The sequence below is a fragment of the Pseudomonas sp. HOU2 genome (assembly GCF_040729435.1).
In the GTDB taxonomy this organism is placed as follows: Bacteria; Pseudomonadota; Gammaproteobacteria; order Pseudomonadales; family Pseudomonadaceae; genus Aquipseudomonas.
Genome location: NZ_CP160398.1, coordinates 911,466 through 926,444 on the forward strand (window position 1 = coordinate 911,466; position 14,979 = coordinate 926,444).

At 60.7% G+C, this 14,979-nt stretch carries 12 protein-coding genes; 7 read left to right on the plus strand and 5 right to left on the minus strand.

Going from position 1 to position 14,979, the window contains the following annotated elements:
* Positions 1-6 precede the first annotated feature (6 nt).
* The 5 genes from nuoJ to nuoN are packed head-to-tail and all read left to right on the plus strand — an operon-like array spanning position 7 to position 5,712.
* Entirely contained in the window at positions 7-507 is a 501-nt protein-coding gene (nuoJ, locus tag ABV589_RS03915) for an NADH-quinone oxidoreductase subunit J (RefSeq protein ID WP_003223793.1), read from the plus strand.
* 3 nt (positions 508-510) lie between these two features.
* Positions 511-819, plus strand: a complete 309-nt coding sequence (gene nuoK, locus ABV589_RS03920) for an NADH-quinone oxidoreductase subunit NuoK (RefSeq protein ID WP_003180046.1) — start codon at positions 511-513, stop codon at positions 817-819.
* A complete protein-coding gene (gene nuoL, locus ABV589_RS03925; RefSeq protein WP_007964862.1) occupies positions 816-2,669 on the plus strand; it encodes an NADH-quinone oxidoreductase subunit L in 1,854 nt (617 codons plus the stop codon). Before nuoK ends, nuoL begins: the two co-directional genes overlap by 4 nt.
* 39 nt (positions 2,670-2,708) lie before the next feature.
* A complete protein-coding gene (nuoM, locus tag ABV589_RS03930; protein ID WP_027614661.1) occupies positions 2,709-4,241 on the plus strand; it encodes an NADH-quinone oxidoreductase subunit M in 1,533 nt (510 codons plus the stop codon).
* 7 nt (positions 4,242-4,248) lie between these two features.
* Complete coding sequence (gene nuoN / locus ABV589_RS03935; RefSeq protein WP_027614660.1) at positions 4,249-5,712, plus strand: NADH-quinone oxidoreductase subunit NuoN; 1,464 nt, start codon at positions 4,249-4,251, stop codon at positions 5,710-5,712.
* Between the two features lie 190 nt (positions 5,713-5,902).
* Here the strand turns inward: nuoN and ABV589_RS03940 are convergent, their stop codons facing one another.
* The gene (locus tag ABV589_RS03940) at positions 5,903-6,367 is read right to left on the minus strand and encodes a GNAT family N-acetyltransferase (RefSeq protein ID WP_367084982.1); all 465 of its coding nucleotides are present in this window, start codon (positions 6,365-6,367) and stop codon (positions 5,903-5,905) included.
* Between the two features lie 751 nt (positions 6,368-7,118).
* On the opposite strand from ABV589_RS03940, the gene ABV589_RS03945 reads away from it, so the two are divergent.
* Positions 7,119-8,444 (plus strand): OprD family porin, encoded by a 1,326-nt coding sequence (locus ABV589_RS03945; protein ID WP_367084983.1) that lies wholly within the window; start codon positions 7,119-7,121, stop codon positions 8,442-8,444.
* A gap of 184 nt (positions 8,445-8,628) precedes the next feature.
* Here ABV589_RS03945 and ABV589_RS03950 read toward each other — a convergent pair whose 3' ends face one another.
* The 4 genes from ABV589_RS03950 to ABV589_RS03965 all read right to left on the minus strand — a co-directional run bounded on the left by ABV589_RS03950 (position 8,629) and on the right by ABV589_RS03965 (position 13,625).
* Positions 8,629-8,784, minus strand: coding sequence for a DUF2474 family protein (locus ABV589_RS03950; RefSeq protein WP_367084984.1), 156 nt, complete (start codon positions 8,782-8,784; stop codon positions 8,629-8,631).
* Positions 8,771-9,787, minus strand: a complete 1,017-nt coding sequence (gene cydB / locus ABV589_RS03955) for a cytochrome d ubiquinol oxidase subunit II (RefSeq protein WP_367084985.1) — start codon at positions 9,785-9,787, stop codon at positions 8,771-8,773. Before cydB ends, ABV589_RS03950 begins: the two co-directional genes overlap by 14 nt.
* A gap of 3 nt (positions 9,788-9,790) precedes the next feature.
* A complete protein-coding gene (locus ABV589_RS03960) occupies positions 9,791-11,194 on the minus strand; it encodes a cytochrome ubiquinol oxidase subunit I (RefSeq protein WP_367084986.1) in 1,404 nt (467 codons plus the stop codon).
* Between the two features lie 106 nt (positions 11,195-11,300).
* The gene (locus ABV589_RS03965; protein ID WP_367084987.1) at positions 11,301-13,625 is read right to left on the minus strand and encodes an FdhF/YdeP family oxidoreductase; all 2,325 of its coding nucleotides are present in this window, start codon (positions 13,623-13,625) and stop codon (positions 11,301-11,303) included.
* A 354-nt stretch (positions 13,626-13,979) separates the two neighbouring features.
* Between ABV589_RS03965 and moaA the strand changes: the two genes are divergently transcribed.
* A complete protein-coding gene (moaA, locus tag ABV589_RS03970; protein ID WP_367084988.1) occupies positions 13,980-14,978 on the plus strand; it encodes a GTP 3',8-cyclase MoaA in 999 nt (332 codons plus the stop codon).
* Position 14,979 lies beyond the last annotated feature (1 nt).

The window sequence follows — 14,979 nt, forward strand, 5'->3', positions numbered from 1 at the left end:
AGAACGATGGAATTCGCTTTCTATTTCGCATCGGGTATTGCGGTGGTGTCCACGCTTCGTGTGGTCACCAACACCAACCCTGTGCACGCCCTGCTCTACCTGATCATCTCGTTGATCGCCGTGGCCATGACCTTCTTCGCACTCGGCGCGCCGTTCGCCGGCGTGCTGGAAGTGATCGCCTACGCCGGCGCCATCATGGTGCTGTTCGTGTTCGTGGTGATGATGCTGAACCTGGGCCCGGCCTCGGTTCAGCAGGAACGCACCTGGCTCAAGCCCGGCATCTGGGCAGGGCCGGTGATTCTCGCCGCCCTGCTGCTGGCCGAACTGCTGTATGTGCTGTTCGCTCACCAGAGCGGTCAGGCCATCGGCCACACCACCGTCGATGCAAAAGCCGTGGGCGTCAGCCTGTTCGGCCCGTATCTGCTGGTGGTCGAACTCGCCTCGATGCTGCTGCTCGCCGCAGCCGTCACGGCGTTCCATTTGGGCCGTAACGAGGCGAAGGAGTAAGACATGCCTGCTATCCCTCTCGAACATGGATTGGCCGTTGCCGGGATCCTGTTCTGCCTTGGTCTGGTCGGCCTGATGGTCCGCCGCAACATTTTGTTCGTGTTGATGAGTCTGGAAGTGATGATGAACGCCTCTGCCCTGGCCTTCATCGTTGCGGGCGCCCGCTGGGCGCAACCGGATGGACAGATCATGTTCATCCTGGTGATCAGCCTGGCAGCCGCCGAGGCCAGTATTGGTCTGGCGATCCTGCTGCAACTGTATCGCCGCTTCCACACGCTCGATATCGACGCTGCCAGTGAGATGCGCGGATGAACCTAATCTTTCTGACTTTTGTATTCCCTCTGATCGGTTTCCTGCTGCTGTCGTTCTCCCGTGGACGCTGGTCGGAAAACCTCTCGGCGCTGATCGGCGTGGGTTCCATTGGCTTGTCGGCGATTGTCGCCGCCTACGTCATCTGGCAATTCAACGTCGCGCCTCCCGAGGGCGGTCACTACACCCTGGTGCTGTGGAAGTGGATGGCGGTCGAAGGCTTCAAGCCTGACTTCGCCCTCTACATCGATGGCCTGTCGATCACCATGCTCGGCGTGGTGGTGGGCGTAGGCTTCTTGATCCACCTGTTCGCGTCCTGGTACATGCGCGGTGAAGCGGGTTACTCGCGCTTCTTCTCGTACACCAACCTGTTTATCGCCAGCATGCTGTTCCTGGTACTCGGCGATAACCTGTTGTTCCTGTACTTCGGCTGGGAAGGCGTGGGCCTGTGCTCGTACCTGTTGATCGGTTTCTACTACAGCAACCGCAACAACGGTAACGCCGCACTCAAGGCGTTCATCGTGACCCGGATCGGCGACGTGTTCATGGCCATCGGCCTGTTCATCCTGTTCCAGCAAGTGGGCACGCTGAACATCCAGGAACTGCTGGTGCTGGCACCGCAGAAATTCCAGGTCGGCGACTTCTGGATCACCCTGGCGACCCTGATGCTGCTGGGTGGTGCGGTCGGTAAATCGGCGCAACTGCCACTGCAAACCTGGCTCGCGGACGCGATGGCTGGCCCGACCCCGGTGTCGGCACTGATCCACGCTGCAACCATGGTAACTGCCGGTGTCTACCTGATCGCCCGTACCCACGGCCTGTTCACCCTGGCGCCGGAAATCCTCCACCTGGTCGGCATCGTCGGTGGTGTGACGCTGGTTCTCGCAGGTTTCGCCGCACTGGTACAAACCGACATCAAACGTATCCTCGCCTACTCGACCATGAGCCAGATCGGCTACATGTTCCTGGCGCTGGGCGTTGGCGCCTGGGATGGCGCGATTTTCCACCTGATGACCCACGCCTTCTTCAAGGCCCTGCTGTTCCTTGCTTCCGGTGCGGTGATCGTTGCCTGCCACCACGAACAGAACATCTTCAAGATGGGCGGTCTGTGGAAAAAACTGCCACTGGCCTACGCCAGCTTCATCGTCGGTGGTGCTGCACTGGCCGCCCTGCCACTGGTCACCGCAGGCTTCTACTCCAAGGACGAAATCCTCTGGGAAGCGTTCGCCAGCGGCAACCACGGTCTGCTCTACGCGGGCCTGGTCGGCGCGTTCATGACTTCGCTGTACACCTTCCGCCTGATCTTCATCACGTTCCACGGTGAAGCCAAGACCGAAGCCCACGCCGGCCACGGCATCTCGCACTGGCTGCCGCTGTCGGTACTGATCGTGCTGTCGACCTTCGTCGGCGCCATGATCGTGCCGCCACTGCATGGCGTACTGCCTGAAAGCGTTGGCCATGCCGGTGGCGAAGCCAAACACAGTCTGGAAATCGCCTCGGGCGCCATCGCTCTGGCCGGTATCCTGCTGGCGGCCCTGCTGTTCCTCGGCAAGCGTCGCTTCGTAACGGCAATCGCCAACAGCGGCATCGGCCGTTTCCTTTCGGCCTGGTGGTTCGCTGCCTGGGGCTTCGACTGGATCTACGACAAACTGTTCGTCAAGCCGTACCTTGCGATCAGCCATGTACTGCGCAGAGACCCGCTCGACCAGACCATCGGTCTGATCCCGCGTATGGCCAAGGGTGGTCACACCGCCCTGAGCCGCACCGAGACCGGTCAACTGCGTTGGTATGCCGCCTCGATGGCTGCTGGTGCCGTGCTGGTAATCGGCGCCATCGTGCTGGTAGCGGTCTGATATGAACCTTGCGAATTTGCGAAAGGAAACGAGCCCGTCATGATTCTGCCTTGGCTAATCCTGATCCCCTTCATCGGCGGCCTGCTGTGCTGGATGGGTGAGCGCTTCGGCGCTACCCTCCCCCGCTGGATTGCGCTGTTGACCATGACCCTGGAACTCGCCCTCGGCCTCTGGCTGTGGGCCCACGGTGACTATTCATTTGCTCCGGCGCCTGGCGCCGATCCGACCTGGGCGCTTGAGTTCAAGCACGTCTGGATCCAGCGCTTCGGCATCAACGTGCACCTGGCCCTCGACGGCCTGTCGCTGTTGATGATCCTGCTGACCGGTCTGCTGGGTATCCTCTCGGTACTCTGCTCGTGGAAAGAGATCCAGCGTCACGTTGGCTTCTTCCACCTGAACCTGATGTGGATCCTGGGCGGCGTTGTCGGCGTGTTCCTCGCCCTCGACCTGTTCATGTTCTTCTTCTTCTGGGAAATGATGCTGGTGCCGATGTACTTCCTCATCGCGCTCTGGGGTCACAGTTCTTCGGACGGCAAGAAAACCCGGATCTACGCAGCGACCAAGTTCTTCATCTTCACTCAGGCTTCCGGCCTGATCATGCTGGTGGCGATCCTCGGTCTGGTGCTGGTCAACTTCAACAACACCGGCGTGATTACCTTCAACTACGCCGACCTGTTGAAGACCAAGATGTCGATGACCACCGAGTACATCCTGATGCTCGGCTTCTTCATCGCCTTCGCGGTCAAGCTGCCAGTCGTACCGTTCCACTCCTGGCTGCCTGATGCGCACGCCCAGGCGCCGACTGCCGGTTCCGTCGACCTCGCCGGTATCCTGCTGAAAACCGCGGCCTACGGTCTGCTGCGTTTCGCCCTGCCGCTGTTCCCGAATGCCTCGGCCGAGTTCGCGCCGATCGCCATGACCCTCGGTCTGATCGGGATCTTCTACGGTGCATTCCTCGCTTTCGCGCAAACCGACATCAAGCGTCTGATCGCCTTCTCGTCCGTTTCCCACATGGGCTTCGTGTTGATCGGCATCTACTCCGGCAGCCAACTGGCACTGCAGGGTGCAGTGATCCAGATGCTGGCGCACGGTCTGTCGGCCGCGGCCCTGTTTATCCTCAGCGGTCAGCTGTACGAGCGTCTGCACACTCGTGACATGCGTGAGATGGGCGGTCTGTGGTCGCGTATCGCGTACCTGCCGGCGATCAGCCTGTTCTTTGCAGCCGCCTCGCTGGGTCTGCCGGGTACCGGTAACTTCGTCGGCGAGTTCCTGATCCTGATCGGCACCTTCGCCAGTGCGCCATGGATCACTGCGATTGCCACCTCCGGTCTGGTGTTCGGTTCGGTCTACTCGCTGATCATGATCCACCGTGCCTACTTCGGTCCGTCGAAATCGGATTCGATCCTGCACGGCATGGACGGTCGCGAACTGACCATGGTGCTGGGCCTTGCGGCGCTGCTGATTTACCTCGGCGTCTACCCGCAACCGTTCCTCGACACTTCCGCCGCCACGATGCATGGCGTGCAGCAGTGGCTCGGCACCGCCTTCACTCAACTCGCTTCGGCCCGGTAAGAGCGCTATGGAATTCACGATTCAACACTTTATTGCGCTTGCGCCACTGTTGATCACCAGCCTCACCATTATCGTGGTGATGCTGGCAATCGCCTGGCGCCGCAACCACTCGCAGACCTTCCTGATCTCGGTCGCCGGTCTGAACCTGGCCTTGCTGTCGATCCTGCCAGCCCTGAAAGTCGCGCCTCTGGCCGTGACCCCATTGCTGCAGATCGACACCTTCGCCTGCCTGTACATGGCGCTGATCCTGGTCGCCACCCTCGCCTGTGTGACTCTGGCCCACGCCTACCTCGGCGATGGCGGTTCGGGTTACCCGGGCAACCGTGAAGAACTGTACCTGCTGATCCTGATGGCCGCCGCCGGTGGTCTGGTTCTGGTCAGCGCGCAGCACCTGGCCGGTTTGTTCATCGGTCTGGAACTGCTGTCGGTACCGGTCTACGGTCTGGTGGCTTATGCCTTCTTCAACAAGCGTTCGCTGGAAGCCGGCATCAAGTACATGGTGCTGTCGGCCGCCGGTTCCGCGTTCCTGTTGTTCGGTATGGCGCTGCTCTACGCTGACGCCGGCACCCTGAGCTTCAACGGTATCGGTCAGGCACTGGCTACCACCAACCTGCCGAGCTCGCTGGCGCAGCTGGGTCTGGGCATGATGCTGATCGGTCTGGCGTTCAAGCTGTCGCTGGTACCTTTCCACCTGTGGACGCCGGACGTGTACGAAGGTGCTCCGGCGCCGGTGGCCGCGTTCCTCGCCACGGCGTCGAAAGTTGCCGTGTTCGCGGTGATGGTGCGTCTGTTCCAGATCTCCCCTGCCGCGAGCAGTGGCGTGCTGAGCGATGTGCTGAGCGTGATCGCCGTCGCCTCGATCCTGTTCGGTAACCTGCTGGCCCTGACCCAGAGCAACCTCAAGCGTCTGCTCGGTTACTCGTCCATCGCGCACTTCGGCTACCTGCTGATCGCTTTGGTGGCGAGCAAGGGTCTGGCGGTGGAAGCCATCGGCGTGTACCTGGTCACCTACGTGATCACCAGCCTCGGCGCGTTCGGCGTGATCACCCTGATGTCCTCGCCGTACAACGGCCGCGACGCCGACGCGCTGTACGAGTACCGCGGCCTGTTCTGGCGCCGTCCGTACCTGACCGCCGTATTGACCGTGATGATGCTGTCCCTGGCCGGTATCCCGCTGACCGCTGGCTTCATCGGCAAGTTCTACATCATCGCCACCGGTGTCGAGTCGCACCAATGGTGGCTGGTCGGTTCCTTGGTACTGGGCAGCGCCATCGGCGTGTTCTACTACCTGCGCGTGATGGTCACCCTGTACCTGATCGAACCGAACCTGCGTCGCCACGACGCCCAGCTGCACTGGGAACAGAAGGCAGGCGGCGTGATGCTGCTGGCCATCGCCGTGGTCGCGTTCTTCCTGGGTGTATACCCGCAGCCATTGCTGACTCTGGTTCAGCAGGCGGGTCTGGCGGGCTGATATTCGGCTGGCTGGAAACGGAAACGGCACCTTCGGGTGCCGTTTTTGTTTTACGGATTCCATGTAGCAATAAATAACCTGTGGCGAGGGAGCTTGCTCCCGCTGGGACGCGAAGCGGCCCCGCTGTTCAGCTGAGAAGCGGGGCCTGCTACGCAGTCCAGCGGGAGCAAGCTCCCTCGCCACAATGGCATCACAGTTTCTTCACCATCGGCACGCAGGCCAGTTGCAGGCCTGAAGGTGATTGATAAACCGCACTCTCCTCCCCGACATAACCGCAGCGACGATAAAAGTCGACCGCATTCAATGTTGCGTCCAGGCACACCTCGGTCAGCCCGAGATCCCGCGCCAAATCTTCGAGAAAGAACAGAACACGCTTGCCCAGCCCACGCTGCATGACATCCGGGCGAATGAAGATCGCGCCGATTTCCCGGTGCTCCAGATCGAGCATGCCGGTTGCCACGGGTTCATCCTCGATGCAGCCCAGATAGAAATGCTTTTGCATCAGCGTGTCGTAACCGTCCTCAGCGCAACCCTTGGTCCACTCGAGTATCTGTTGCTCGCTGTAGGCACCGATGCATTGATGTCGGATGGCCTGTCGCCGTATCTCGAACGCTATCCGGGCATCGTTCGGGGTGACTCTTCTGATGTCGAACATTTCTCTCTCCATGAGCCATGTGCGGACGGGAATGAACCTGCGAAGGTAACAGCCATTTCCGCACAAATGTGGATCATTGTGGGAGCGTGGCTTGCCCGCGAAGGCGTCGGCACATTCAATATCTTCATTGCCTGCCCCTGCGCTTTCGCGAGCAGGCTCACTCCCACAGGTTACGCGTCGTTCACAGCCCCTGTGCCCACCCTCGATTACTGTGGGAGCGTGGCTTGCCCGCGAAAGCGTCGGCACATTCAATATCTTCAGCGACTGACCCACCGCTTTCGCGGGCAAGCCCGCTCCCACAGGTTACGTGTCGTTCACAGCCCCTGTGCCAACCCTGGATTACTGTGGGAGCGTGGCTTGCCCGCGAAAGCGTCGGCACATTCAATATCTTCAGCGACTGATTCACCGCTTTCGCGAGCAAGCTCGCTCCCACAGGTTACGTGTCGTTCACAGCCCCTGTGCCCACCCTGGATTACTGTGGGAGCGTGGCTTGCCCGCGAAGGCGTCGGCACATTCAATATCTTTAGCGACTGGCCCACCGCTTTCGCGAGCAGGCTCGCTCCCACAAGTTTTGTGGCGCTCACACAATCCATACAACCACATGACGAAATTGTAATTGCCCCATCACCTTGGCGTTATCCGCAGCTTGCAACGATGTGACCCGGCGACCAATGCCGGCGGGCCCTGCCCCGTCGAACAATAAAACCACGCCGACGCACGTTCCCGTTCTGCCGAACCCAAGGAGTGTTTGATGGTTAACAATACAAAAATGTCGATGGCCGCTTTAGCGGTGGTGGTCGGCTCAGGGCCGTCCATGGTGTTTGCAGAAGACCAGCCCGAAGGCTTTGTCGAAGGCAGCAGCCTGACGGTGCTCAACCGCAACTTCTACTTCAATCGTGATCATCGCAATGGCCAGTCCAGCCCGACCGGCAACGGTTATTCCGAAGCCTGGGCGCACGCAGTGATCAGCAAGTTCGAATCCGGTTTCACCCAAGGCACCGTCGGGGTCGGTGTCGATGCGTTTGCCCTGCTCGGCTTGAAACTCGACACCGGCGACGGACGCAACGGCGGGCGCAGTTCGTTCGATGTGCTGCCGGTCAACCGTGACGGCCAGGCGCGGGATGAATACACCAAGGTCGGTGGCGCCGCCAAAGTGCGGGCCTTCGACACGGTGATCAAGGTCGGTGATGTGTTCCCGGCCAACCCGGTGGTGGCCGCTGGTGATTCGCGCTTGTTGCCGGAGAGCTTTCGCGGCGTGACGGCGAGCAACACCAGCATCGACGGTCTGTCGATCCAGGGCGGTCGTCTGCACGCGATGAGCCAACCGGTGTCCAGCGACATGCGCGAAAATTTCGCCACGTTTTACGCCGGTCCGGTCAACTCGCCGTGGATCGCTTACGGCGGCGGCGATTATGTGCTGAACAAAAACCTCAGTTTCAGCCTGTATTCCAGTCGCCTCAAGGACGCCTGGAACCAGTACTACGCCGGCACCGCATGGATCTATCCACTGTCGGACGAGTTGTCGCTGTTCGGCGGCCTGAACTATTACAAAGCGGTCGACGAAGGCAAACAACTGCTCGGCCAGTTCGACAACAACATCTGGAGCGGCCGCGTCGGCGTGAAACTCGGCGCGCACTCCGTCGCCCTCTCCCACCAGCGCAACAACGGCAACGACGACTTCGATTACCTGCGCCAGTCGGACTCGATCTTCCTCGACAACTCGATCCAGTACAGCGACTTCAACTCGCCGAAAGAACGTTCATGGATGGTGCGCTACGACCTCGACATGAGCCCTTACGGTGTGCCGGGGCTGTCATTCATGACCCGTTACGCGCGTGGCACCGACGCCGACTATTCCAACGCCAACGCCGTGTACATGCGCCGCGACGCCGAAGGCAATCCGCTGACCGACCAGAAGCGCTGGGAGCGCGACGTCGAAGTCAAATACGTGGTGCAGAGCGGCTCGATGAAAGACCTGTCGCTGCGTTTGCGCCAGGCCACCACCCGCGCCACGGCGTTCGAGTCCGACCTGGATGAAGTGCGGGTGATCGTCGAATACCCGCTGGCAATTCTCTGAGTTTCCCGAGCAATACCATTCACCTTTAGAAGCTCCTTGCTCCTTTGGTCAGAGGTGAATTTTTTGGCGTCCTTCGGGACGCCTTTTTTATGTCTGCCGATTTCACGCCGCTGCCACAGGTTTGATCAGCGATTGCAGAACGCCGGGCACAAAAAAACCGGAGCCAAGGCTCCGGTTTTTCAGGTCAGTGGGTCCTCATTCCCGCTGCATACATCGCCAGTTTCAGCACACTCGCCACCACCGCGAGCGATACCACACTGCCGAACCAGATCAGCAACAACCAGCCCAGACGCTTGTACCAGCGGGAGGATTTGACCTCACGCGATTCAATGGTAGCCATCGCCAATCCTCACTTTGCCGCGGAATACGTAGTAGCTCCAGAAGGTGTACATCAGGATCACCGGCAGGATGAACAGAGCGCCGATCAAGGCGAACAACTGGCTCGACGGCGGTGATGCCGCCGCCCACAGGCTCACCGATGGCGGGATGATGTTCGGCCAGATGCTCAGCGCCAGACCGATGTAACCGAGCAGCATCAGCACCAGAGTGAACACGAACGGCCAGTGGGTATGACGCTGACGCAAGGTGCGCAGCAGCCCGAACAACGCCAGCAGCGCCAGCGCCACCAACCCGGCGAATACCATCAGGTGTCCGCTGGTCGACCAGCGAGTGGCCAGCTCCGGGTGCAACTTCAGCGTCCACGCACCAATCACCACCACCATCGCCGTCAGCAACCACGCCAACGGCCGGGTGAACAGACGCATCCGCGACTCGAGCATGCCTTCGGTCTTGACCAGCAGCCAGGTGCTGCCCAGCAGCGCATACGCCACCACCAGACCGACGCCGCACACCAGCGGGAACGGCGCCAGCCAGTCCAGGCCGCCACCGGCAAACTGCCGATTCACCACGGGAATGCCCGATACGTACGCGCCGATCGCCACACCTTGGGAGAACGTCGCCAGCAGCGAACCACCGATAAACGCCTTGTCCCACCAGTGACGCTTTTGCGGCGACGACTTGAAGCGAAACTCGAACGCCACACCTCGGAAAATCAGCCCGCAGAGCATCAGGATCAGCGGCAGGTACAGCGCCTCCAGAATCACCCCGTAGGCCAGTGGAAACGCGCCATACAGCGCCGCGCCACCAAGCACCAGCCAGGTTTCGTTGCCGTCCCACACCGGGGCGACGGTGTTCATCATCACGTCGCGCTCCTGCTCATCGGGGATCAGCGGAAACAGGATGCCCAGGCCCAGATCGAAGCCGTCCATGATCACGTACATCATCACTCCGAAGGCGATGATCACACCCCAGATCAACGAGAGATCGATACCTTGAATACCCATGACTCAATGCTCCTTCATCGGGGCGGTCGCCGCCGAAATGGGCCGCCGCGGGGTCTGCAACTGATCGCCCTCCGGCGGATGTTCGTGATGCGGCTGCGGGCCCTTGCGCACCAGTTTCATCATGTAGCCGATGCCCACGGTGAACACCGAGCAGTAGATCACCACGAACAGCAGCAGCGAGGTGCTCATCTGCGCCACCGAGTGGTGCGACGCGGCGTCATGGGTGCGCATCAGGCCGTAAACCACCCACGGCTGGCGCCCGACTTCGGTGGTGATCCAGCCGGCCAGCAACGCGATCAACCCGCTCGGCCCCATCAGCAACACCAGACGCTGGAAGCCGCGATGCTGATAGAGCCTGCCGCCACGGCGCAGCGCCAGACCGAGCACACCGACGAGGATCATCAACATGCCCAGCCCGGCCATCACGCGGAAACTCCAGAAGATGATGGTCGAGTTCGGCCGGTCTTCTTTCGGGAAGCTCTTGAGCGCCGGGATCTGCTTGTCGAGGCTGTGGGTCAGGATCAGGCTGCCGAGGTACGGGATTTCCAGCGCGTATTTGGTCTTCTCCGCCTGCATGTCGGGGATGCCGAACAGCACCAGCGGTGTCGGGCCGTTGTCGGCGTTTTCCCAGTGGCCCTCGATGGCGGCGATTTTTGCCGGTTGATGCTCCAGGGTGTTCAAGCCATGGGCGTCACCGACCACCGCCTGAATCGGCGCCACGATCAGCGCCATCCACAACGCCATGGAAAACATCCTGCGCACCGGCGCGGTATTGTTGCCGCGCAGCAAATGCCAGGCCGCCGACGAACCAACGAAGAAGGCCGTGGCGACGAACGCGGCGATCGCCATGTGCGCCAGACGGAACGGGAACGACGGGTTGAACACAATCGCCAGCCAGTCCAGCGGCATCACCCGCCCGTCGACGATTTCGAAGCCCTGCGGGGTCTGCATCCAGCTGTTGGAGGCGAGAATCCAGAACGTCGAGATCAACGTGCCGATGGCGACCATCACCGTGGCAAAGAAGTGCAGGCCACGGCCGACGCGGTTCCAGCCGAACAGCATGACCCCGAGGAAACCGGCTTCAAGGAAGAACGCCGTCAGCACCTCATAGGTCAGCAACGGCCCGGTGATGCTCCCGGCGAAGTCGGAAAAGCCGCTCCAGTTGGTGCCGAACTGGTACGCCATGACCAGCCCCGAGACCACGCCCATGCCGAAGTTGACGGCAAAGATCTTCGACCAGAAGTGGTAGAGATCGCGGTAAGTGTCGTCACGGGTTTTCAGCCACAGGCCTTCGAGTACCGCGAGGAAACTCGCCAGGCCGATGGTGATCGCCGGGAAGATAATGTGGAACGAAACCGTGAACGCGAATTGAATTCGCGCCAGGTCCAGTGCCTCAATGTTGAGCATGATGATGTCCTCATCCAGGCTGAAAAGCGGCAGCACGTCGCCGCGCCAACGCCAGGCGCGAACGCCTGCAGCCAGTCAAATTGCCAGTATTTTTATAAGTAGCGGGTCAGGCCAGCGACGACGGGATCAGGTTGCTGACCTTGGCCGCTTCGAGGCGAATCGCGACGAATTTCGAGGTCGGCGTGTAGGTCCGGTCGCCGTAGCTTTCCAGCGGCACCAGCGGGTTGGTTTCCGGGTAGTACGCCGCCGCCTGACCGGGCGGAATGTCGTAGGCGATCAGGGTGAAACCGCTGACCCGACGCTCGCGCTCGTCATCCCACAGCGCCACCAGATCGACCTTCTGCCCCGGTTCGAAACCGAGTCGCTGGATATCCTGTTCGTTGGCGAAGATCACGTCGCGCATGCCGTAGACCCCGCGATAACGGTCGTCGAGGCCGTACAGCGTGGTGTTGTACTGATCGTGGGAACGCATGGTCTGCAGGATCAGATCCGGCTTGACCGGCAGGTTGCGCACGCCTTCGCTGATCAGGTGTTCCGGCAGCACGCACGGGGTGAACTGGGCCTTGCCGGACTCGGTGTTCCAGACCCGATCCGAGGCGTCGTTGCCGAGGTGGAAGCCGCCCGGGGTCAGCAGTTTTTCGTTGAAGTTCTCGAAGCCCGGAATCACATCGGCGATCAGGTTGCGGATGCGTCCGTAATCGCCCACCGCCCACTCCCAGTCGATTGGATGCTTGCCCAAGGTCGCGGCGGCAATCCCGGCAATGATCGCCGGCTCGGACTTCAAGTGCGCCGACTTCGGTTTCAACTGACCGAATGACAAATGCACCATGCTGAAGGTGTCTTCCACGGTCACGCCTTGCGGACCTTCGGCCTGGATGTCGATGTCGGTGCGACCGAGGCACGGCAGGATCAACGCGTCGCGACCGGTGACCAGATGGCTGCGGTTGAGCTTGGTCGAAATGTGCACGGTCAGGTCGAGTTTGCGCATCGCTTCGTGGGTGCGCGGGGTGTCCGGCGTGGCTTGGGCGAAATTGCCGCCCAGACCGATAAACACCTTGGCCTCGCCCCGCTCCATCGCACCGATCGCCATGACGGTGTTGTGGCCGTGCATGCGCGGCACTTTGAAGTTGAAGCGTTTTTCCAGGGCGTCCATCAGCTCTTTCGGCGCCAGTTCGTTGATACCCATGGTGCGGTCGCCCTGCACGTTGCTGTGACCACGCACCGGCGACAGACCGGCGCCCGGACGGCCAACGTTGCCGCGCAGCAGTTGCAGGTTGATGACTTCCTGCAGGGTCGGCACCGAATGCACGTGTTGGGTCAGGCCCATGGCCCAACACATGATCACGCTTTTGGCGCGGCCATACATGCGCGCCGCCAGTTCGATGTCGTGCAGCGGCACACCGGACTGTTCGAGAATGTGCTCCCAGGTCGTGGCGTCAACTTCTGCCAGATAGCTGTCCAGACCCGAAGTGTGCTCGGCGATAAACGCATGGTCGAACACCGGTTCGCCGCCGCTGACCTGGGCTTCACGCTCCCACTGCAGAAGGAATTTGACCATGCCGCGAATCATCGCCATGTCGCCACCCAGCGCCGGGCGGAAGTACGCGGTGTTGGTCGCTTCCCAGCCGTTGCTGAGCATCTCGATCGGGTTCTGCGGGTTCTGGAAACGTTCCAGGCCACGCTCTTTCAGCGGGTTGATGCACACCACTTGTGCCCCGCGTTTCACCGCTTCGCGCAGCGGTTCGAGCATCCGTGGGTGGTTGGTGCCGGGGTTCTGACCGATGACGAAAATCGCGTCGGCGTGATGCAGATCCTCGTAGACCACTGTGCCTTTACCGACGCCGAGCGTCTCGCCCATGCTCACCGCACTGGCTTCGTGGCACATGTTCGAACAGTCCGGGAAGTTGTTGGTGCCGTAGGCGCGGACGAACAACTGGTAGAGAAACGCCGCTTCGTTGCTGGCCCGGCCCGAGGTATAGAACTCGGCCTCGTGCGGCGATTTCAGGCCCTTGAGGTGTTCGGCGATCAGCGCGAACGCGTCTTCCCAGCTGATTTCCACGTAGCGATCAATACGCGCGTCGTAACGCATCGGGTGGGTCAAACGGCCCTGATATTCCAGCCAGTAGTCGCTCTGCTCGGCCAGGCTCGATACCGTGTACTTGTTGAAGAACGCCGGGTCGACCAAGCGCCCGGTGGCCTCCCAGTTCACCGCTTTGGCGCCGTTCTCGCAGAACTTGAGCATGCTCGCACCGGGCGCTTCACCCCACGCACAGCCCGGGCAGTCGAAGCCGCCATTCTGGTTGGTCTTGAGCATGGCGCGGATGTTTTTCAGGGCGTTTTCACTGCCCAGCCAGCTTTTGGTCAGGCTGATCACAGCGCCCCAACCGGCAGCGGCACCTTTGTAAGGTTTGTAACGGTCGACTTGTGACATGGGACATCTCCATGACGATGCACACAGGCGTGAACCTGATCTCGGTTAAATATCCGACCGTCTTTCAACAATAAAAAGCGGTCGTTTCATTTGCCGGAGCAAGGATATGAACCGCTGCAAAACATTGTCTAATCGCTATTTATGACCACATTATCGAAATCCTCTATCACTGGGAAAAACCCTTTATTTACGGGGCGTTGCGAAACTAAAGCGGCAACTTTCGAGCGAAAATAATTGATCATCGACGCGCTCAATCAAGCATTCACAAACAGTGATTGGACGTGGTCTGAAGTTGCCCATAACCTGCAGCAACCTGGTCCGTAAATGCGGACTTTTCACTCTTGCGAGGCTGTCATGTCAGAGCGTGTCCTGATCGATGGTTACAACCGCCGCGTCGACTATCTGCGCATGTCGGTCACCGACCGCTGCGACTTCCGCTGCGTGTATTGCATGGCCGAGGACATGCAGTTTCTGCCGCGTCAGCAAGTGCTGACCCTGGAAGAGATCTATCAACTGGCGCAGAGCTTCGTGGCGCTGGGCACGCGCAAGATTCGCCTGACCGGTGGCGAGCCGCTGATCCGTCCGGGCGTAGTCAAGTTGTGCGAGCAGATCGCCGCCCTGCCCGGCCTGCGCGAGCTGTGCATGACCACCAATGGCTCACAGTTGGGCAAACTCGCCGCGCCGCTGTTCGACGCCGGGGTCAAGCGCCTGAACATCAGCCTCGACAGCCTCGACCCGGAGCGCTTCCGGCAAATGACCCGCACCGGTGATCTGGCGCAGGTGATCAACGGCATCGATGCGGCGCGCAAGGCCGGTTTCACCCGCACCAAACTCAACGTGGTGGTGATGCAGGGGCGCAACGATCAGGAGATCAACGATCTGGTGAGCTTTGCCATCGACCGCCAGCTCGACGTCTCCTTCATCGAGGAAATGCCGCTGGGGATCATCAGCGAACACAGCCGCGCCGAGTCGTTTTTCTCCAGTGCCCAGGTGCGCGAGAAGATCGCCGAACGCTTCACCCTGATCGACTCCGCCGAGTCGACCCAAGGCCCATCACGCTACTGGCGGCTGGCCGAAGCGCCGGACATTCGTCTGGGGTTCATCTCGCCGCACAGCCATAATTTCTGCGGCACCTGCAACCGGGTGCGGCTGACTGTCGAAGGACGCCTGCTACTGTGTCTGGGTAACGAGCATTCGGTGGATCTCAAAGCTGTGCTGCGTGCGCATCCCGGGCAACCGGAACGTCTGGAGAAAGCCATTATCCAAGCCATGAAGCTCAAGCCGTATCGACACAACTTTGAAGTGAACGACGACGTGCAAGTGGTTCGCTTCATGAATATGACCGGCGGTTGAT